Raw genomic sequence first — 18,616 nt, 5'->3', positions numbered from 1 at the left:
GCGAATCCCTATTGCCTGCGGCGCCGCCAGGTGTCGGTGGCGACCGCGAGCGCGATCACCACGCCGATCACCACCTGCTGGATGAAGGGCGAGACGCCGAGCAGGTTGAGCCCGTTGCGCAGCACGCCGATGATCAGCACACCGATCGCCGTGCCGCCGATCGAGCCGATGCCGCCCGAAAGGCTGGCGCCGCCGATCACCACCGCGGCGATGGTGTCGAGCTCGTAGCCGACGCCCGAGCTCGGCTGCACCGAATCGAGCCTGGCGGCGAGCACGATGCCGGCCAGTCCCGCCAGCAGAGCGCAGATCGCGTAGACCCAGTTGGTCAGCGACTTCACCGGAATGCCGGAGAGGCGGGCGACCTCGGCGCTTCCGCCGATCGCGTAAAGGCTGCGCCCGGTGGCGCGATAGTTGAGGAAGATGGCGAAGACGATCGCCAGCACGATCATCAGCCCGACGGTGACCGACAGGAAGCCGAAATGGCGTACGATCGACAGGTTGGTGAACCAGTCAGGGAAGCCCACGATCTGTGAGCCGTCGGTGATCATGTTGGCGAGGCCGCGCGCCACCGACATCATGGCGAGCGTCGCGATGAAGGGCGGCAGCTTGGTCACCGTCACCAGCAGCCCCGAGACCAGGCCGCAGAGGGCGGCGACAACGAGCGCCGCGGCAATGCCCACGGGCACGCCGAGATTGAGATAGTCGGGGTAGGCGACGTAGCCCATCACCATCGAGGCCAGCGCCAGCACCGAGCCGACCGAAAGGTCGATGCCGCCGATCAGGATGACCAGCGTCATGCCAATCGCCATGATGCCGAGCACGGTGACCTGGTCGAGCACGTTGAGGATGTTGCGGACCGTCAGGAAGGTGTCGGTGGTCAGCGCCAGCGCCAGGCACAGAAGCACCAGGCCGATCAGCGGTCCCATCGTTCCGGCAAACAGGGCCGAAAGCTTTGCGCCGGAAGCGCCGCGCGCGGCACCGGCGCCGGCCTTCAACTCGCTCGTCTCGTTGCTCACGGCCACGTCGTCTCCTCCGTCAGCCAGCCGGCGCGCCTCGCCGTCCGCTCCTGTTCACCAGGCATCCTCCCTTGTGAACAATTTATCTTTGATATGCAATTTTGTTCAGCTAAAACGTTCATCAGAAAATTGTCAAGTGCCGCTGACGCTTTCGGCGCCGGTTTGCGCCAACCGACGGTTTGCCATAGGGAAAGTCGAACGCATGCGGGAGGCATAAGGATGGCGGTGATCGAGAACGAGAAGGCCTCGCGCTTCCCGGATGCCGAGCTCAAGGCCCGTGCCGCCTGGCACTATTATGTCGAAGGCCTGACGCAGGAGCGGATCTCCGAGATCCTCGGTATCGGCCGCATCAAGGTGCACCGGATTCTCTCGGCCGCGCGCGAGGAGGGTGTTGTCCAGTTCCGCATTCGCGACAGCGTCGTCGAATGCGTGCAATTGGAGGAAAGCCTGAAGCAGCGCTTCGGCCTTGGCCACGCCGTGGTCGTGCCGTCGGCAGCCGACAGGAGCAACGCGCCGCTGATGATCGGCCATGCCGCCGCCGCTTATCTTGCCGACAATGTCAATCCCGGCGACGTCATTGCGCTGGGCTGGGGCAGGACGTTGAAATTCGCCATCAACGAACTGCCCAGGCGGCCGATCGCCAGGACCACGGTGGTCTCGATGCTCGGCGGCCTGACCCACGCGCAGCCGCTCAACCCGACTGAGAGCGCCTGGGAATTCGCCGAGAAGATCGGCGCCGAATGCTACCTTTTGCCGGTACCAGTCTATGCCGACAGGCCGGAGCAGCGCGATGCCTTCATGAGCCAGCGCAGTGTCCAGGACGTCGTCTTTAGGGCGAGGCGCGCCAACATCGCCGTGCTCAGCGTCGGCTCCTTCTCCAACGACAGCCCGATCGCCAACTACGGCTTCATCAAGCCAAGCGAATTGGAGGAATTGCAGGCGGCCGGCGCGGTCGGCGACATCCTTTGCCATTTCATCGATGCAGAGGGCCGCACGGTCGACCATGAGGTCAATCGCCGTGTCTGCGCCTATCCGCTGCAGGACCTCTCCGACATCCCGACCACCATCTTGGTTTCGGGCGGGCAGGAGAAGATCGCCGTCATGCGCGCCGCGCTTGCCAACACCAAGGTTTCTGTGCTGATCACCGACGAGGACGCGGCCAAGGGCCTGCTCAGCCGCTGAGGTTCGCCGGATCAGAAGCTGCAGATTTTGGGACGCTTCTCGTAGGACCAGTCCTTCAGCAGCACGGGCTTGAACCTGCCTTTGACGGGCTTGCCGTCTTCCAGATCCGTGGACGCTGTAGCCTTGCCGGTGAGGTAATTGATGTCGCAATCGCCGATCGTCGTCTCGACGGTTCCGTCTGACTTCTGGATGTTCCAGTCCCAGTTGCGGCTATAGCCGCCGACCAGGAAGCTGCCGTTGCGATAGACGACGGTCAGCGTGTCCTCCGTCGATTTGCTGGCGCCGCAGCCGAAGCAGGACGTGATCGCCAGCGATCCCTTGCCCTTGGCTTCCAGGTCGAGGATCCGGTCCTCGGTCAGAGCCCTCCGCACGAAGTCGGGCTTTCGCGAGGGATCGGGCTTTTCCTCACCTACCGCCAGATAGATGTAGAGGTCGGCCGGACCATCGTCCTGCATCACCACGGCGCGGTCCATCGTGCCGTCCTGATCGACGTCGAGCGCTAGCTCGAACGCCGGCTTGTCGCCGGCAAGCGCCGGCATAGGCATAGCCGTCGAGGCGACAAGCCAAAAGAGGGCCGCATGATGAAGGGCTGTGGTCATGAGCAATCGTCCGCCGCGTGCCGGAAGCGTAGCATCAGCAGGGCAAGACGCAAAATGCGTTGCTTCACACAGGTTTCAGGCCGCACCCAGCCGCGCGTGGATGTCTCGCGTCGCGTGATAGAGGTCGCGGTAGATTTCCTTGCGGGCGCGGTAGATCGGCACCAGCGCTTCGACCGGATCGACTTGTCTCGCTGGCGGGGCGGCCATCGCCTTTGCCGCGTCCTCCGGCGATGCGAACCAGCCGATGGCCGAGGCCGCCAGCATGGCAGCACCCAGCGCCGCCGCCTCGTTGACCGGCGAGACCAAGAGCGGCCGCTCGAGCACGCTCGCCATGATCTGCATCAGCAGCGTCGAATTGGTGCCGCCGCCGGCCGCGATCATCGCGCCGGCCTTGCCGGTCTGTTCCTCCATCGCGTCGGTGGCAATCGCCTGCTCCAGGGCAATGCCTTCCAGCACCGCGCGGAAGAGATGTTTCGGCTCGTGATCGAGCGACAGGCCGACGATCGCGCCGCGCGCCGCGCCGTCCCAATAGGGGCTCATGACACCGGCCCAATAGGGCATGACCAGCAGGCCGTCGCTGCCCGCGGCGACCGTCATCGCCGCCCTTTCCAGCTCGGCGGCCGAAGGCGAGCCGGTGGTGCGCACGATCCAGTCGACCAGTTGCATGCCGGAGCGCAGCACGGTTTCCAGCATGAAGCCGGAGCCGGTCGGCGAGACCAGCGTGCGGAACGCATCCGATGTCGTGACCGTGCCGGAATAGTTGCCGCTGACGACGCCCGAGCCCAGCGAGAGATAGCTCTTGCCGGGGCCGTAGACGCCCATGCCGAGGCCCATGGCCTGGCCGTCGCCGGCGCCGGCCACGACCGGCGTGCCGGCCTTCAGACCGGTCGCCGCGGCGATCCCTTCCGAAAGCGTGCCGCAGACCGCGCCGGGGGCGGCCAACTCCGGCAATTGTCCAGTTTGCAGGCCTGCCGCTTCGACTAGCCGCGGATGCCAGGTACAGTTGGCGATGTCGAGCAGGCCGAGCGGATCGGCGCTCGCCGTGCTGGTCATCAGCCGACCGGTGAGCCGGTGGACGAAGAAGGCATGCACGTCGACGAGCGCAGCCGCTTCCGTCAGCGCCGGCGGCTTGTGCTCCACCAGCCAGGCCAAGGCGTAGAGCGCCGGCGTCGGGTCCGGCGGCTTGCCGCTCCAGTCGCGGATCGCCTCGCGGCCAAGCTCTTGCGAAAGCCGCGCCACCTGGCGGCGGGCGCGCTCGTCGAGCCACAGGATGGCGGGGATGAGCGGCTTGCCGGCGTCGTCGATCAGCGTGAAGGTCTCGCGTTGATGGGCGATGGAGATCGCCTTCACGCGCGCCGCGCCGACCTTGTCGGCGACCTTCCCCAGCGCCGTCACCAGCGCCGTCCACCAATGCTCGGCATCCTGCTCGAAATGGCCGGGCGCCGGATTGGAAAGCGGGTAGGTCTCGCGTGCCTGGAAGAGCTCCGTGCCGTCACGCGTGAAAGCGATCGCCTTCACGGCCGTCGTCGAGGCGTCGATCCCGATTACGACATCGTCCATCAGGCGGCGATCCGCAGGGTTAGTGCATGTCGCGCAAAAGTGTGCAGCGGTTTTGCGAAAACGACATGCATAAAAACAAAGACCTAAATCGCGTCGCCTGGATTCGTTTCAGCGCGACGCGCTTTAGGCCGCGTTGGGTACAAACCGCCCGTCCGACTGGTCGAGACGACGGCGGATCTGGGTTATCACCATCGAATCGTCGGGTACACAATTTTCATAGGTCAGGAAGTCGCCGGCCTTCACCGGCTTCACCACCTTGGCGCGCTCGGCAAGGCCGAGCGGCAGCGCGCCCTTGGCGCGCGCGTCCTCCCAGGTCATGGCAAAGCCGCGATAATCGTTCTCGCCGATCATGCCGAGCGACTGTCCGGTGCCGAGATTGGTCTTGGCCACCGCCACCGCCTCGGCCACCGGATGGTCGAGCGGCTCCATGTCGGCGCGCTTGTAGACCACCGCGCGCGCCGCCGAGAGCGGCACTTCGAGACTGGTCAGGTGATAGGGGCGGAAGATCGTGAAATAGGGGCCCTTGCCGACCTTGAGGTCGATCATGCGCTCAAGCACGCGCGGATGCTTCGTCTCGATGATGCAGAACACGCCGGGCGCGACGCCCTTGCCGATCGAATAGTCGACCACGCCCTTGCGGTGCAGCACGCCGCCGTCCTCGCGAGGGCAGAGCACGCTTGCCAACTCCTCCAGCGTTGCCGTCGGGCCGTGCATGCCGGGCACGTCCGGCACCAGGCCGGTGGCATTGGCGATCGCCACCATCTCGATCGCCGTCTTCGAGCCGTCGACGAACTCGACAAGCATGCGCGCATTCATGTTGCGCTCGGCCGCCTCCTTCTCGTAATCGGCGGGCACCGCATCGAACTTGAGCGGATTGTTCTTGCCCTTGCCGGCGGCAACTATTGTGAAGCCGAGGCTTTTGGCGAAGCCGATGATCTCCAGCGTGCAGGCGGGCTCGTCGCCGGCCGCGCCCGTGTAGACCACGCCGGCCTTGCGTGCTTCCTCTTTCAGGAAGCGGCCGATGGTGATGTCGGCCTCGACATTGAGCATGACGATATGCTTGCCGTTCTTCATCACTTCGAGCGCGAACAGCGTGCCGATATTGGGATTGCCGGTGGCGTCGATGATGACGTCAATGCGGCCGGCGGCGGCGAGCGCGTGAAGATCCTCGGTGACGGCGATCTTGCCGGCCTCGATGGCGCGGTCGATGGCCGCCGCATTGGGCGCCTGCACGATATCGGAGCGGTCGTGGCCGGCAAGCAGCGCGGCATCGATCGCCGCCTGCGGCCTGACTTCCGAAATGGCGCCGATGCGCATGCCCGGCATGAGCGCCACCTGGACGACGATGTCCGTCCCCATCTGCCCGGCGCCGGCGAGCCCGATGGTGATCGGTCCCTGCTTCTCAGCGCGCTGCAGGAGTTCCGCTGCGAATTGCGGATGGGACATATCGCTTCCTCCGGTCCTTGGCGCGCCGCCGCGCCGCAATCGTTTGAACATTCCTATTTCTATTTGAAAAATATTTCAACCGGGATTTGGGCATTGCCCTGAGGGATCAATTCAAGGCCGGCAGGACAGAGGGGGGCGCGAAGGAACGCCACGGCTGCCAATCTGCGCCGCTTCGTTGCTTCGCTTCAGGAAGAGGCTGGGAGTTCGCTCAAAAATAGCCGTCGGACGCCGCTGTCGCTTCCTTGGGAATCTCAACCCCGTCGACCAGGATCTTGTCGACCAGTTCGTGGTGGAAGCACACCAGTCCCTTGATGCGTTCGGCCTCGTGCACGGGCTCGGGATAATACCAGACCAGGTTCTCGTGCCGCTTCTTGGGCGTCGTCACGTGGTAGTAGTTGGAGATGCCCTTGTAGGGGCAGCGCGAGATGTAGCGGCTGGGCGTGAACATATCGAGCCGCGTGTCCGAGATCGGCAGATAATGCCGAACCGGATGGCCGGTCTCGAACAGGAACACGCCACGCCGGGAATCGGCGACCTGCTCGCCGTCGAGGATCACCTGCACGCGCCGCGATGAAGGCAGGCAGTCGACGCGGCGGAACGGGTCGCGGGCATGGACGAAGATCTCCTCGTCCTCCTCCCACCAATGCGTCATCTTCGGCCAGTAGAAGGAGATGTAGTCCGCGATCGGCGGGCAGCCCTTGACGGGATCGAGATAGCGCCAGGCGCCGTCCTCGACGAGCGTGATGCCGGTGTTCAGCGAGTAGTGCGTGGCGGTGCCCTTGAACGGATCCTCCGTCGTGGTCCTGCTCGGCAGCAGGAACTCCTCGCGCACGTCGCTTATCGGGAAGTAGTAGACCGGCAGGTGGTCGCTCTCATAAAGCACCAGCGCCCTGGTGGTGTCGGCGACGATCATCGGCCCGACCTGGACGCGCAGCCGCTTGGGCGAGGGCATGGTGAAGGCGACGTAGCCCGGCTCGAACTCGTATTGCACGATAGTGTCGAGCAGCGGGAAATGCGGCCCGCGGCCGCGCAGATGAGGCTTGCGAATGGTCGTCGTCCTTTTCTCGTCGTTGGCCGCCAGGTTGCTGCGCGCGACCATGATCAACCCACCGAGACACGATCGAGCAGCAGGCCGGCGGCGATCGGCGGCAGGCCGCTGACATTCTTGCGCACCGGCACCAGGAGGTCCGGGAAATAGCTGAAGATCACCGGCGTCTCGTCGAGCAGCAGTTTTTGGATGTCGGAGGCAGCCTTGCGCTGCGCGTCGAGGTCGAGCGCCTTGAGGTAGCCGGCCACCAGCCCGTCATAGGCCGTGTTCTTGAAATGCGCCGCGTTCCACGGACCGTCGCTCACCAGGGGACTCTTCAGAAAGACGTTCGGCACGCTGCGATGCGCGTAGTCGGTGATGCCGAGCGGGCTGTCCAGCCAGTCGGACTGGCCGAACACCGCCTTGCCGTAATATTTGTCCTGGTCCTCGATGTTGAGCGAGATGCGCGTGCCGATCTCCTTGGCGAAGTTCTGGAAGAGCTGCGCGTAGCCGGGAATGTCGGAATAGCGCAGCGTGGTCAGCGTCATGTCGAAGCCGCTGGCAAGGCCGGCGGCCTCCATCAACTGCTTGGCCTTGGCGATGTCCTGCGCGCGCTGCGGCACCGATTTGTCGGTAGCCGGGAAGGCCGGCGCGAACGGGCTGTCATAGCCGGTCGCCGCCATGCCGCGGCAGAGCCCGTCGACCAGCTTGGAGCGGTCGATCGAGAGGGCGAGGGCCTGGCGCACGCGCTTGTCGGTGAAGGGCGCCATGTCGCAGCGCATGTGGAGTTGGCGATGCGCGGTGGACGCCACGCGCAGCACCGTGATGTCGGGATTGCCGAGCACCACCTGGCTGACGTCGAGCGGGATGGCGTCGAGCACGTCGACCTCGCCCGCCTGCAGCGCCAGGATGCGCGGCTGCACGTCGCCATAGAACTTGAATTCGAGGCGGTCAGGCAGCGCCTTCTCGCCCCAGTAGTCGGGATTGCGCACGAAGCTGGCGCCGACCTTCGGCGTGTAGCTTTCCAGCCGGAACGGGCCGGTGCCCTCGAAAGTCTTCTCGTAGTCGCCCTTGTAGCTCGCCGGCAGGATGACGGCGTTGTAATTGTCGATCGACACCGAATAGGGGAAGCTGCCGTTCGGCGCGTCGAGATGGAACTCGACGGTATGGTCGTCGACCTTGCGCGTGCCGCCTTTCGACAGCAGGCCCTTGAACACCGACAACGCGTTGGAGCTGCCCTTCGGGTCGGAGAGGCGATCGAAGGTCGCCACGACGTCGTCGGCCTTGAAATCCTCGCCATTGTGGAATTTCACGCCTTTGCGCAGCTTGAAGGTCCAGACGCTGCCATCGGCGTTGGGCGACCAGCTTTCCGCCAGAACCGGCTTCAGCGTCAGGTCCGGCTGCGTCACGCACAGGAATTCGGCCGTCTGGAAGACGAGCTGATAGCTGCCGCTGTCGTAGAAGTTCACCGGGTCGATGGCGCCGCCGGGCACGGCGATACCGGCGCGCACCGTACCGCCCGGCTTGCCTTCGGCGCGTGCCTGCGGTGCGCCAAGGCCGACCGCCGAGGCGATGCCGCCGAGGAAGGGCAGCGACAGGCCGAGCACGCTGCCATGGCGCAGGAATTCGCGCCTGCCGATCCTGCCGGCGAGCAATTCGTCGATAGCGGAATTTTCGATTGCGCTGAGATTGCTGCGAGCGGCGTCGATCGTCCTGAAATGCTTCGGCATGGCTGCATTCCTTGGCTGGCGTGGGGGCTTTGCCATCTAGTTCATTGTTGACCACGGCCGAAAAGCGATATTTTTTGATGAGGGCCATCGGAATCTTCGATTGCCGCCGAGCCGAAAGCGAAAGCCATGGATACGGAGAATCTGCGCAGTTTCCTCGAGGTCGCGGCGCATGGCAGCTTCACAATTGCCGCCCACCGGCTGAACCTTGCCCAGTCGACCGTCAGCGCGCGCATTCGCGGGCTGGAAGAGCAGTTGGGCCGCAAGCTGTTCGTCCGCGACAGCGACGGCGTCACGCTGACGCCGGCCGGCCGGCAGTTCCTGCCGCATGCATCCACCATCACCCGCACCTGGGAGCAATCGCGCCAGGACATCGCCGTTCCCGAGGGCTACGAGACGCTGCTGAGGCTCACCGCTCCCGCCTATCTCTGGGACAGCATCACCTCGCCCTGGATCGAGTGGATGCGGGCGAAGCGGCCGAACGTGGCGCTGCGGCTGGAAGGCAGCTTTCCGGATCTGGCGATCGACCAGATGGCCGAAGGCCTGCTGGATATCTGCATCCTCTATCTGCCCAAGCCGCATCCCGGCATCGTCTATGAGACATTGGCCGTCGACCAGGTGGTGCTCGTCCAGCACACCGAGCAAGCCGGGCCGTGGACCGACAACTACATCCTGATGGACTGGGGCCTGGAGTTCCGCGTCGAGCACGACCGCGCCTTTGCCGGCAAGGTGAAGCCGGCGATCTCGGCCGGGCTGGTGTTCATCGGCCTGCAGCATGTGCTGTCGCAGCAGGCGGCGGCCTATCTGCCGCTGAGCGCCGTCAGCGCTCACATCGAGCGCGGCGAATTGCGGCGCGTCGAAGGCACGCCGGTGTTCCAGCGTCCGATCTATCTTGCCTATCCCGCGAACCCGGCGTCGTCCGATGCTCTCGACATTGCACTCAAGGGTCTCCGCATGCTGGTCAAGGACTGGTCCGAAGTAAGCAGTTTCGCCGAGGCCGACCGCGCCCTCAGCATGGCCGACGCGGTAGTGTCTCAGTTTGAAATTTGACCGGCTATTAGCCGGCACCGCTCGCTGTCGCGCCTGCCGGCGAACTCCTATATGCTTTTCAAGATGGATCGGCACAACAATCAGCTAGCGCACACTTCAGACCGGCTGCCCCGCTGGAGAGCTTTGGCTCAGGTGATGTTGCCGAACGAGTTTTCTGCGGCATCCATAAATCGGACAGAGCGTTGCTCAACTTATGCGTTTTTCGCCGAGGTACTTTCTTCTGTTCGCAGAGCCCATTCGGTCGACGATCGCAACGAGCTTCCCAAAATCTACGCCTTTGCCGAATGGAGCCTCTGGCACCCCAACAAACAGCTTTGGAACGCTGCTGGAGTTTCCTTCTACGAGCACGCCTTTGACCATCGTGCTGACATAGACAACGTTATGGCATGGATTGCTCCCAAGACGAGGGCGGCCGTATCGGGCCTATGGGACCTGCACTTGGATCCCGCAACCTTAGAGCGCGTCAAACGCGCATCACAGAGCGTTCATTGGAGCCATCAGCGCGAATGCGATGTTGCTTTGCAAACCGCCATCGCCACGTTGAATGCGCCGGTAACAGCGGCTTAAACCTGCGACATTGAGGAAAAAATGCATGCCCACCGGGCTAAAGGCCAGAAGCGCCCCGCCGACGTGATCGGCAACGCCGTCCGCGTCATGCGCATTGCCACTGGCGAGGAAGCCGACGACGCGCAGGACGACGGCAAGAGTGCCGCCGCCAAAGAGCTTGGCTCGAAGGGCGGAAAGAAGTGCGCCACCGCCGTTGCGCCGAAACTGGGCAAGCGTGGCCCCTACAAAAAGTCAGTCGCCGAAATTTCAAACTGAGACACTACCGGACGCCTCCGCCTTGATTGCTGTTCAAGCGGGCTCCACGATCTGCAGCCGCGCCAGTTCCGCATAAGGGATGTGGCAGCGGATGGTGTGGCCTGGCTGGGCCTCTGTGAGTTGCGGCTCCTGCGTCTCGCAGATGGCGCCGATCTTGCGCGGGCAGCGCGTGTGGAAGACGCAGCCCGTCGGCGGGTTGGCAGCGCTCGGTATCTCGCCGTCGAGGCGGATGCGCGCGCTCTCGGTCCGGTCGAGTTTCGGCACGGCCGACAACAGCGCTTCCGTATACGGGTGGTGCGGTCCGGAAAACACCGCTTCCGACGGTCCGAACTCCATAATGCGGCCGAGATAGAGCACGGCGATCTTGTCGGAGAGGTAACGCACCACGCCGAGGTCGTGCGAGATGAAGATGTAGCTGACGTCCTGCTTCGACTGCAGGTCGGCCAAAAGGTTGAGGATCGCCGCCTGCACCGAGACATCGAGCGCCGAGGTCGGCTCGTCGCAGACGACGATGCGCGGATCGCCGGCAAAGGCGCGCGCGATCGCCACGCGCTGCTTCAGCCCGCCAGAAAGCTGGCGCGGCTTGACCGCAAGATGCCGGTCGGTAAGCCGCACCGAGCGGACGAGCTCTTCCAGCCGCGTGTCCAGTGTCTTGCCGGTGAGCCCGCCCAGCCGCTTCAAGGCACGGCCGAGGATGTGCCGGATCGAATGCGAGCGGTTGAGCGCCGAATCCGGGTTCTGGAAGACGATCTGCACCGCCTTGACCTGGTCCTCCGAGCGGCTTGCCAGCCGCGGCGCCAATTGCTGGCCCTCGAGCTCGATGCTGCCGCCTTCGTCCGGCGGCACGAGGCCGAGCAGAAGCCTCGCGAAAGTGGTCTTGCCGCTGCCGGATTCGCCGACCAGGCCCAGCGTCTCGCCGGGCCCCAGGCTGACCGAAACATCCTTCACCGCTCTCAGCGGGCGGCCATGGCTGGCATAGGTCTTGTTCAGGCCTTCGACCTGCAGCACCGGCGGCGCCTGCTTCGGCGCGACGGCGGGAATCTCCGCGGGCGTGGCGCGCGGCAGCGTCTGCGCCTTGTCGTGATAGTGGCAGCGCGACAGCCGGACGCCTCCCCCGCCATCAGCCAGCTCGTAGAGCGGCGGCGGCTCGCTGCGGCAGCGCTCCGTCGCCAGCGCGCAGCGGTCGGCGAAGGCGCAACCGACGATATTGGCGCCGATGCCGGGCAGGAAGCCGGGAATGGTGTCGAGGCGGCCCTGGTCCTTGCGTTGGCCGCCGCGCGGCAGGCAGCGCAGCAGCGCCACCGTGTATGGATGGCGCGGATTGTTGAAGACGTCCTTCGTCGAGCCTTGCTCGACCAGCATGCCGGCATAGAGCACCCCGACCCGGTCGCACATGTTGGAGACGACGGCGAGGTTGTGGCTGATGAACAGGATCGAGGCCGACAGTTCTCTTCTCAACTGGGCGATCAGGTCGAGCACTTCGGCTTCGACCGTGGCGTCGAGGCCGGTCGTCGGCTCGTCGAGGATCAGCATCGATGGGTCGTTGGCCAGCGCCATGGCGATCGCCACGCGCTGCTGCATGCCGCCGGAAAGCTGGTGCGGATAGCGCTGCATGACGCTGGCCGGATCGGAAATGCGCACCCGGTTCAGCATGGCGATCGCCTTGTCGCTTGCCGCCTGTCCCGAGACACCGCCAAGCTCGAAGATCTCGGTCAGCTGGCGGCCGATGCGCAGCGACGGGTTCAGTGCCTTGCCGGGGTCCTGATAGACCATCGACACGCTTTCCGCACGCGCCCGCCGCAGCGCTTCGGCATCGAGCTTCATCACGTCCTGGCCGTCGAGCGCGATCGAGCCGCCGGTGATCGAGCCGTTGCGCGGCAGGTAGCGCACCACAGACAGCGCCGCCGTGGATTTGCCGCAGCCGGATTCGCCGACCAGTCCGTAGGCCTCGCCCCGGCCGATGGTAAGGCTGACATTGCGCAGCACCGCCCGGTTGCGGCCGCCAACGCGGTAGGCGACGGAGAGATCGTTGAGCTCGAGCGCGTTCTTCTCAGTCATTGAACGCTCCATGGACGCCGTCCGCCACCAGGTTGACGCCGATCACCAGCGAGGCGATGGCCAGGGCGTCGAACAGCACCGTCCACCAGAAGCCGCCGCCGATCATGCCGTAGTTGCTGGAGATCGAGAGGCCCCAGTCGGGCGAGGGCGGCTGGATGCCGAAGCCCATGAAGGACAGCGTCGCGACGGCGAAGATCGCGTAACCCAGCCGCACCGTCGTCTCGACCAGGATCGGCGGGATGACGTTGGGCAGGATCTCGACGAACATCGTGTGCAGCGCGCCTTCGTGGCGCAGCTTGGCCGCCGCGACATAGTCGAGCTCGCGCTCGGCCAGCACCGCCGAGCGCACGGTACGGGCGATGATCGGCGCGAAGCTCAGGCCGATGACGACGATGACGGTGATCTTCGAGGTGCCGAGCGCGACGATGGCGAGCAGCGCGATGATCACCACCGGGATCGCCATGAAGGCTTCGAGCACGCGGCTGACGACGTCGTCGACGATGCCGCGGAAATAGCCGATCAGCAGGCCGAGCGCGGTGCCGGCGACGGTCGCCAGCAAGGTGGCCAAGGGCGCCACCGTCAGGATGTCGCGCGAGCCGACGATGACGCGCGAGAAGACATCGCGGCCGATCTGGTCGGTGCCGAACCAGTGCTCGGCCGACGGCGGCGCAAGCGCGTTGATGATGTCGTCGGCGAGCGGGTCGTAGGGCACGAAATGCTCGCCGAACAGCGCGCAGATGACCCAGAACAGGACGATGCCGAGCCCCGTCAGGAAGGTTCCTGATCTGAGCAGCGAATGCAGCACGTCGCCCCATGGGCCGCGCCGCGGCGCGGTATCGGGCGCTGGCAGGTTCGCCGGCGTGTCTGTCGCGCTCATTGCTCTGCTCCAAGCCGGATGCGCGGATTGAGCACCGAATAGAGGAAGTCGGCGATCAATGTGGCCACCGCATAGACGATGCCGATCGTGAGGATGCCGGCCTCGAGCATCGGGAAATCCTTGCCGCGCGCGGCGGTGAAGATCAGCGAGCCGATGCCCTGGTAGCGGAACAGCGTCTCGATCACGACCAGGCCGCCGATCAGGTAGCCGGTCTGCGTGGCGATGACGGTGATGGTCGGCAACAGCGCGTTGCGCAGCACGTGCCGCCAGATCACCGTGCGCCACGGCAGGCCCTTGAGCACGGCGGTGCGCGTGTAGTCGGAATCGAGCGCCTCGATCATGCCGGACCGCGCCATGCGCGCGATGTATCCGAACAGCACCAGGAACAGCGGCAGCGACGGCAGGATGAGATAATAGAGCTGGGTGAAGAAGCCGGCACCCTTCGGCCAGGCGGCCGCGATCGGCAGCCAGCGCAGCCAGACGCCGAAGATCAGGATCAGGATGATGCCGGTGACGAATTCGGGCAGCACCGTCACCGACAGTCCGCCGAGGCTGATGATGCGGTCGAGCGGCCGGTTGAGGTTGAGCGCGGCGATGACGCCGCCAAGGATGCCGATCGGCACCACCAGCACGAAGGCGACCAGCGCCAGCTTCATCGAATTGCCGAGCGCGTCGACCACGAAGGGCGCGACCGGCGCGCGGAAAATGTAGGACGTGCCCATGTCGCCATGCAGGAAGTTCCAGATCCAGCTTCCGTATTGGACGAGCAGCGGACGGTCGACGCCAAGCGAATGGTTGAGCGCGTCAACCGCGCGCTGATCGGCAAACGGCCCCAATATGGCGCGCCCGACATTGCCGGGCAGCACCTGGCCGCCGAGGAACACCATGACGCTGAGCAAAAACAGCGTGACGAGCGACAGAGCCAGGCGCCGGACGAGGAAAGCGAGGATGGCGAATACTCCTATTGAAGCCGGCTCTCGCTGGAGAGCCGGCCGTCAGGGATAAGCTTGTTCTCTCGTCAGGCCTTCGAAGCCTTCTCGAGGAACAACTGCGACATGGCGGTGGGTTGCACGCCCGCCACGCCTTTCGCCGTCGCCGTCAGGTAGTCGTAGAAATAGCCGAAGATGACCGGGGTCTCCTCGAGCAGCAGCTTCTGGATCTTGCCGGCGGTGGCCTTCTGCGCCTCGAGGTCGAGAGCCGCGATATAGCTCGTCGCCAGCTGGTCGTAGTCCTTGTTCTTGAAGTGCGCCGCGTTCCAGGTGCCGTCGCTCTTCAGTGGTGCCGCGAGATAGACGTTCGGCACCCCGCGGTGGCCGTAGTCGGTGATGCCCATCGCCGAATCCAGCCAGTTCGACTTGCCGAACACGGCATCGCCGTAATAGGCGCCCTGGTCGAGGATGTTGAGCTCGAGCTCGATGCCGATCTCCTTGACCCAGTTCTGGATGAGCTGCGCGTATTCGGGGATTTCGAGATAGCGCTCAGTGGTGAGCGTCACCTTGAAGCCCTTGCCGGCGCCGGCCGCCTCCATCAGCTGCTTGGCCTGCGCGATGTCCTGCTCGCGCTGCGGCACGCTGGTGTCGGTCGACGGATAGGCGGACGCGAACGGGCTGTCGTTGCCTTCCTGGGCGCGGCCCTTCATCAGGCCGGCGACCAGCTTCTTGCGGTCGATGCTGAGCGCGATCGCCCGACGCACGCGCGGATCCTTGAACGGGTCGGCATCGCATTGCATGTGCAGCTGCTGATGCGCCACCGACTTCAGGCTGATGATGGAGACGTTCGGATCGTTGAGCAGGCCGACGCCGGCCAGCACCGGCATCTGGTTGATGATGTCGATCTGGCCGCCCTGCAAGGCAAGGATCTGGGCCTGCATGTCGGAGAAGAAGGTGAACTCGGTGCGTTCCGGCAAGGCCTTCTCGCCCCAGTAATCCTCGTTGCGCACGAAGGAGGCGCCGACCTTGGCCGTGTATTTTTCCAGCTTGAACGGACCGGTGCCGTCGAAGCTCTGTTCGTAGCCGCCCTTGTAGCTCGCCGGGATGATGACGGCGTTGTAGTTGTCGGACGAGACCATGTAGGGGAAGTTTCCGTTCGGCGCGTCGAGGTGGAACTCGACCGTGTAGTCGTCGACCTTCTTGGTGTTGCCCTTTTGCAGGATGCCGTTGAACACCGACAGCGCGTTGGACGAGTTGGCGGGATCGGCGAGACGGTCGATGCTGGCCACCACGTCGTCGGCCTTCATCTCGCCGCCGCTGTGGAACTTGACGCCCTTGCGCAGCGTGAAGGTCCACACCGTGCCGTCGGCGTTCGGCTTCCAGCTTTCCGCCAGCGCCGGCTTCAGCACCAGGTCCGGTCCGTCGATGCAGAGGAATTCAGCGACCTGCTGTAGGACGAGAAGGCCGCCGGCGTCGGCGATGGTGACCGGGTCGATGGCGGCGGACGGCACATTGCTGCCGACGCGGATGGTGGCGCCGGGCGCGCCCTGGGCGCGGGCAAGCGATGGCGCGGCGCCAAAGCCCGCGGCCATGCCGATGCGGCCGAGCAGCGGCAGCGACAGGCCGAGCAGGCTGCCATGGCGCACGAAGTCGCGGCGGCTGACGCGCCCGTCGATCAGGCCATCGATAAGGTGGTTTTCGAGCGGCGTTCGGTTGCGCCGGATGAGATCGAGAATGCGATAGTTCTTGCTCATGGGTCTAGACCCTTTCCCCAGTTCTTGTGGTTGGCGGGTGGTGCATTCCGGTTGACGAAATACCGTGGAGTTCTCCGGTCCCGGACATCGTCATGAATTTCGGTCGAACGAACTTTAGCATGCAGTCTGGTCCGGTCCATCCGCTCTTGGATGCGGGAAGGTCAGATTTTCTTGATGCATGCCTTGTCCGTTTCTGCGGCCGGATCGAAATCGCGGCCGCTTCTTCTCTCCGTCTGTCGCCTCCTTTCCCTTGAGGTGCTGAGGTGCTCTAGTTCAGCGGCAGCCGGCGATAGGTGCCGGGCTTTTCCGGGTCGTGGTACTTATTGCAGGGCCCGTTCTCGACGAAGTCGCGATGGCAGGCAGCGAGCCTGTCGCGCGAAAGGGTGACGCCGAGGCCATGGCCTTCCGGCACCCGCACCACATTGTTCTTCGGCGCGAACGGCCCTTCCTCGATGACGTCCATCGGCTGCATGCGAAACAGCGACTGGTTGGGCTCCCGGATCCAGCCGAGCGCCGAGCAAAGATGCAGGTAGCAGGCGCTGCCGATGCCGGTGTCGCCGCTATAGCACCAGTAATCGATGCCGGTATGCTCGCAGGCGCCGACGAAGCGCAGCATGCGGGCGATGCCGCCATGCGCGGTCGGATTGCCGACGAAGGCGTCCGGCACCTTCAGCTCCATGGCGCGCGCGATGTCGATGTTGTGGGTGGAGAACGGGATCGAGGTGTGGCGGCGCAGCTCCCGCATCTCCTCGATCGTTGCCACCGGGTCTTCCCAGTTGCGCACGCCGAGCTCTTCCAGCGGCCGCGCCAGTTGCCTCGCGGTGGCCAGCGAATAGGCCTGGTTGGAATCGATGCGGATCATCGCATCGTCGCCGAGCTTCTTGCGGATCAGCTCGACCATCCGGAGCGAAAGCTTCGGATCCTGCGTCGAAAACTTGCCTTCGAAGAAGGTCGTGCCGTGCCGCTCGTGCAGTTCGACGCAGTAGTCCGCGACCGCTTCCGGCGTCTTTTCGCCCTTCGCCTTCGCTCCATCGCCGCGCAGCGAGAAATAGTCGGTGAAGGGGATCTGTTTGCGCACCGCGCCGCCGAGCAACTGGTAGAGCGGCTGCTTCCAGGCCTTGCCGCGCAGATCCCACAGCGCCATCTCGATGGCGCCGAAGGCCATGATGCGGGTACGATCGTTGATCGACTGCACGCCGCTCCAGTAGGGCAGGCACACCTCTTCGGCGCCGGCGATGTCGAAGCCGTCGCGGCCGGCGAGCCGGGGCGCGAGCACGTCGTTGATGATCGCCGCCGCCGCCGGCGTCGGCGCTTCGCCGAGACCGACGGGCCCGTCCTCGGTCTCGACCTCGACGATGGTCGGCGAGAAGCCGTCGAGCTCGCCGAACACCCAGACATACGGCGCTTCGAGCCTGTAGTTGATCGGCGTTGCCCTGATACGCCTGATCTTCATTTCAGCCGATCTCGAAGAAGGGTTTGCCGAGCAGCTCCGGCACGACATCGATGCCGAGGCCGGGTCCGTCCGGGATGCCCATGCGGCTGCCCGTCACCGGCGGCTTGTTGGAAGCGGTGCGCACTGTCACCCATTCGTGGAAGGCGATCGCGTGCAGCCGGCGCTCTTCCGGCGTCGACAGCGACAGATGCGCCATGGCGGCGGTGTCGATCTCGGCGCCACCGGTGTCTTCCACGGTGATCATGAAGCCGAGGTCGACGGCGACGTCGCGGATCAGCCGGGTCTGCGTCACGCCGCCCAGCCGCGAGATCTTCAGCGTCAGCCCGTCGGCCGCGCCGCGGCGATGGATTTCCAGCATCTCGCCCAGCGAGGTGACGGATTCATCCAGCACCATCGGCTTGTCGAACATGCGGCGCACCGACATGTTTTCCTCGATCGTCGTGCAGGGCTGCTCGAAGGTGTAGTCGATGCCGCGCGTGGCATCCGCGAACTGGCGCGCCTGGTAGGGCGTCCAGCCGGCATTGGCGTCGCAGAAGATCACCGTGCCCTTCGGCACGGCGGAGGCGACGGCCGTCACGCGCTCGATGTCGTCGCGCACGTTGCCGCCGACCTTGACCTGCAGCCGGTGGTAGCCCTCGGCGACGATCTTCTTGGCAAGCGCCGCCATCTGGTCGACCGTGCCGTGGGTGACGACCCTGTAGAGCTCCGCCGTCTCGCTCTCGCGGCCCCCGAGCATGGCCACCAGCGGCACGTCGGCCGCGCGGGCGGCAAGATCCCAGCACGCCATGTCGAGTGCGGCTTTGATATAAGGATGGCCCTTGAACACCGTGTCCATCAGCCTGCCGATGCCGGCCAGCCCGCGCGGATCGTGGCCGATGAGGTGCGGCGCGATCTCCGGCACGCCCGCGCGCGTCCCCGCCGGAAACGCGGCTGAGTAGAAATTGCCGAGCGGCGCCATCTCGCCCCAGCCGGTCACGCCGCTGTCGGAGGTGACGGCGACGATCACCGCGTCGAAACAGTCGGCGACCCGCCCCTTCGACATGCGATAGGGACCGTCCACGAAGGGCTGCACGACATGGTAGGCTTTGATGCTTTTGATCTTCACGTTGGTGTCCG

The 18,616-nt window shown here is 65.1% G+C and carries 16 protein-coding genes; 4 read left to right on the top strand and 12 right to left on the bottom strand.

The genetic code is table 11. The features are described 5' to 3' along the window. Nucleotides 1-8: 8 nt before the first annotated feature. Nucleotides 9-995, bottom strand: coding sequence for an ABC transporter permease (locus EN874_RS18910; protein ID WP_128261473.1), 987 nt, complete (start codon nucleotides 993-995; stop codon nucleotides 9-11). A gap of 240 nt (nucleotides 996-1,235) precedes the next feature. Between EN874_RS18910 and EN874_RS18905 the strand changes: the two genes are divergently transcribed. Beyond that, nucleotides 1,236-2,198, top strand: a complete 963-nt coding sequence (locus tag EN874_RS18905) for a sugar-binding transcriptional regulator (RefSeq protein WP_126085349.1) — start codon at nucleotides 1,236-1,238, stop codon at nucleotides 2,196-2,198. An 11-nt stretch (nucleotides 2,199-2,209) separates the two neighbouring features. On the opposite strand, the gene EN874_RS18900 is transcribed toward EN874_RS18905, so the two are convergent. The 5 genes from EN874_RS18900 to EN874_RS18880 all read right to left on the bottom strand — a co-directional run bounded on the left by EN874_RS18900 (nucleotide 2,210) and on the right by EN874_RS18880 (nucleotide 8,560). Then, nucleotides 2,210-2,797: a hypothetical protein gene (locus EN874_RS18900; protein WP_127426444.1), complete on the bottom strand. Its 588-nt coding sequence runs from the start codon at nucleotides 2,795-2,797 to the stop codon at nucleotides 2,210-2,212. Nucleotides 2,798-2,872: 75 nt separating this feature from the next. Next, nucleotides 2,873-4,357: an FGGY family carbohydrate kinase gene (locus tag EN874_RS18895; protein ID WP_127426443.1), complete on the bottom strand. Its 1,485-nt coding sequence runs from the start codon at nucleotides 4,355-4,357 to the stop codon at nucleotides 2,873-2,875. Nucleotides 4,358-4,480: 123 nt separating this feature from the next. Next, entirely contained in the window at nucleotides 4,481-5,803 is a 1,323-nt protein-coding gene (locus tag EN874_RS18890; RefSeq protein WP_126085346.1) for a homoserine dehydrogenase, read from the bottom strand. Nucleotides 5,804-6,011: 208 nt separating this feature from the next. Further along, nucleotides 6,012-6,902, bottom strand: a complete 891-nt coding sequence (locus tag EN874_RS18885; RefSeq protein WP_127426442.1) for a DUF427 domain-containing protein — start codon at nucleotides 6,900-6,902, stop codon at nucleotides 6,012-6,014. 2 nt (nucleotides 6,903-6,904) lie between these two features. Further along, complete coding sequence (locus tag EN874_RS18880; protein ID WP_127426441.1) at nucleotides 6,905-8,560, bottom strand: ABC transporter substrate-binding protein; 1,656 nt, start codon at nucleotides 8,558-8,560, stop codon at nucleotides 6,905-6,907. A 126-nt stretch (nucleotides 8,561-8,686) separates the two neighbouring features. Between EN874_RS18880 and EN874_RS18875 the strand changes: the two genes are divergently transcribed. From EN874_RS18875 to EN874_RS18865, 3 genes are read left to right on the top strand one after another with little or no spacing between them, the layout of a single operon-like run. Then, nucleotides 8,687-9,607, top strand: a complete 921-nt coding sequence (locus EN874_RS18875; protein WP_127426440.1) for a LysR family transcriptional regulator — start codon at nucleotides 8,687-8,689, stop codon at nucleotides 9,605-9,607. A 51-nt stretch (nucleotides 9,608-9,658) separates the two neighbouring features. Further along, entirely contained in the window at nucleotides 9,659-10,174 is a 516-nt protein-coding gene (locus EN874_RS18870) for a hypothetical protein (protein ID WP_127426439.1), read from the top strand. A gap of 21 nt (nucleotides 10,175-10,195) precedes the next feature. After that, nucleotides 10,196-10,429 (top strand): RNA-binding protein, encoded by a 234-nt coding sequence (locus EN874_RS18865; RefSeq protein ID WP_127426438.1) that lies wholly within the window; start codon nucleotides 10,196-10,198, stop codon nucleotides 10,427-10,429. Between the two features lie 33 nt (nucleotides 10,430-10,462). Here EN874_RS18865 and EN874_RS18860 read toward each other — a convergent pair whose 3' ends face one another. The 6 genes from EN874_RS18860 to EN874_RS18835 all read right to left on the bottom strand — a co-directional run bounded on the left by EN874_RS18860 (nucleotide 10,463) and on the right by EN874_RS18835 (nucleotide 18,605). Beyond that, nucleotides 10,463-12,487 carry an ABC transporter ATP-binding protein gene (locus EN874_RS18860; RefSeq protein ID WP_168247533.1) on the bottom strand — a complete coding sequence of 675 codons (2,025 nt, stop codon included), beginning with the start codon at nucleotides 12,485-12,487 and terminating at the stop codon, nucleotides 10,463-10,465. Next, on the bottom strand, nucleotides 12,480-13,364 hold the full coding sequence (locus tag EN874_RS18855) for an ABC transporter permease (RefSeq protein ID WP_127426436.1): 885 nt from the start codon (nucleotides 13,362-13,364) through the stop codon (nucleotides 12,480-12,482). Before EN874_RS18855 ends, EN874_RS18860 begins: the two co-directional genes overlap by 8 nt. Further along, nucleotides 13,361-14,314, bottom strand: a complete 954-nt coding sequence (locus tag EN874_RS18850) for an ABC transporter permease (protein WP_127426435.1) — start codon at nucleotides 14,312-14,314, stop codon at nucleotides 13,361-13,363. The genes EN874_RS18855 and EN874_RS18850 overlap by 4 nt, the downstream gene beginning before the upstream one ends. A gap of 68 nt (nucleotides 14,315-14,382) precedes the next feature. Further along, nucleotides 14,383-16,047 (bottom strand): ABC transporter substrate-binding protein, encoded by a 1,665-nt coding sequence (locus EN874_RS18845; protein WP_127426434.1) that lies wholly within the window; start codon nucleotides 16,045-16,047, stop codon nucleotides 14,383-14,385. 268 nt (nucleotides 16,048-16,315) lie between these two features. Beyond that, on the bottom strand, nucleotides 16,316-17,500 hold the full coding sequence (locus EN874_RS18840; RefSeq protein WP_127426433.1) for a mandelate racemase/muconate lactonizing enzyme family protein: 1,185 nt from the start codon (nucleotides 17,498-17,500) through the stop codon (nucleotides 16,316-16,318). A 1-nt stretch (nucleotide 17,501) separates the two neighbouring features. Continuing rightward, the gene (locus EN874_RS18835; protein ID WP_127426432.1) at nucleotides 17,502-18,605 is read right to left on the bottom strand and encodes a mandelate racemase/muconate lactonizing enzyme family protein; all 1,104 of its coding nucleotides are present in this window, start codon (nucleotides 18,603-18,605) and stop codon (nucleotides 17,502-17,504) included. Between the last annotated feature and the right edge of the window lie 11 nt (nucleotides 18,606-18,616).

Source organism: Mesorhizobium sp. M1D.F.Ca.ET.231.01.1.1 (genome assembly GCF_003999155.2).
Taxonomy (GTDB): Bacteria; Pseudomonadota; Alphaproteobacteria; order Rhizobiales; family Rhizobiaceae; genus Mesorhizobium.
The sequence above is the reverse complement of the archived record's forward strand: the minus strand, read 5'-3'. Positions and strand labels throughout refer to the sequence as shown.

Bases quoted from the DNA above. Each gene is read 5' to 3' on its own strand.
- EN874_RS18875 (WP_127426440.1), top strand. From the start codon at position 8,687: ATGGATACGGAGAATCTGCGCAGTTTCCTCGAGGTCGCGGCGCATGGC.
- EN874_RS18880 (WP_127426441.1), bottom strand. From the start codon at position 8,560: ATGCCGAAGCATTTCAGGACGATCGACGCCGCTCGCAGCAATCTCAGC.
- EN874_RS18865 (WP_127426438.1), top strand. From the start codon at position 10,196: ATGCATGCCCACCGGGCTAAAGGCCAGAAGCGCCCCGCCGACGTGATC.
- EN874_RS18890 (WP_126085346.1), bottom strand. From the start codon at position 5,803: ATGTCCCATCCGCAATTCGCAGCGGAACTCCTGCAGCGCGCTGAGAAG.
- EN874_RS18855 (WP_127426436.1), bottom strand. From the start codon at position 13,364: ATGAGCGCGACAGACACGCCGGCGAACCTGCCAGCGCCCGATACCGCG.
- EN874_RS18840 (WP_127426433.1), bottom strand. From the start codon at position 17,500: ATGAAGATCAGGCGTATCAGGGCAACGCCGATCAACTACAGGCTCGAA.
- EN874_RS18845 (WP_127426434.1), bottom strand. From the start codon at position 16,047: ATGAGCAAGAACTATCGCATTCTCGATCTCATCCGGCGCAACCGAACG.
- EN874_RS18885 (WP_127426442.1), bottom strand. From the start codon at position 6,902: ATGGTCGCGCGCAGCAACCTGGCGGCCAACGACGAGAAAAGGACGACG.
- EN874_RS18860 (WP_168247533.1), bottom strand. From the start codon at position 12,487: ATGACTGAGAAGAACGCGCTCGAGCTCAACGATCTCTCCGTCGCCTAC.
- EN874_RS18905 (WP_126085349.1), top strand. From the start codon at position 1,236: ATGGCGGTGATCGAGAACGAGAAGGCCTCGCGCTTCCCGGATGCCGAG.
- EN874_RS18900 (WP_127426444.1), bottom strand. From the start codon at position 2,797: ATGACCACAGCCCTTCATCATGCGGCCCTCTTTTGGCTTGTCGCCTCG.
- EN874_RS18870 (WP_127426439.1), top strand. From the start codon at position 9,659: ATGCTTTTCAAGATGGATCGGCACAACAATCAGCTAGCGCACACTTCA.
- EN874_RS18895 (WP_127426443.1), bottom strand. From the start codon at position 4,357: ATGGACGATGTCGTAATCGGGATCGACGCCTCGACGACGGCCGTGAAG.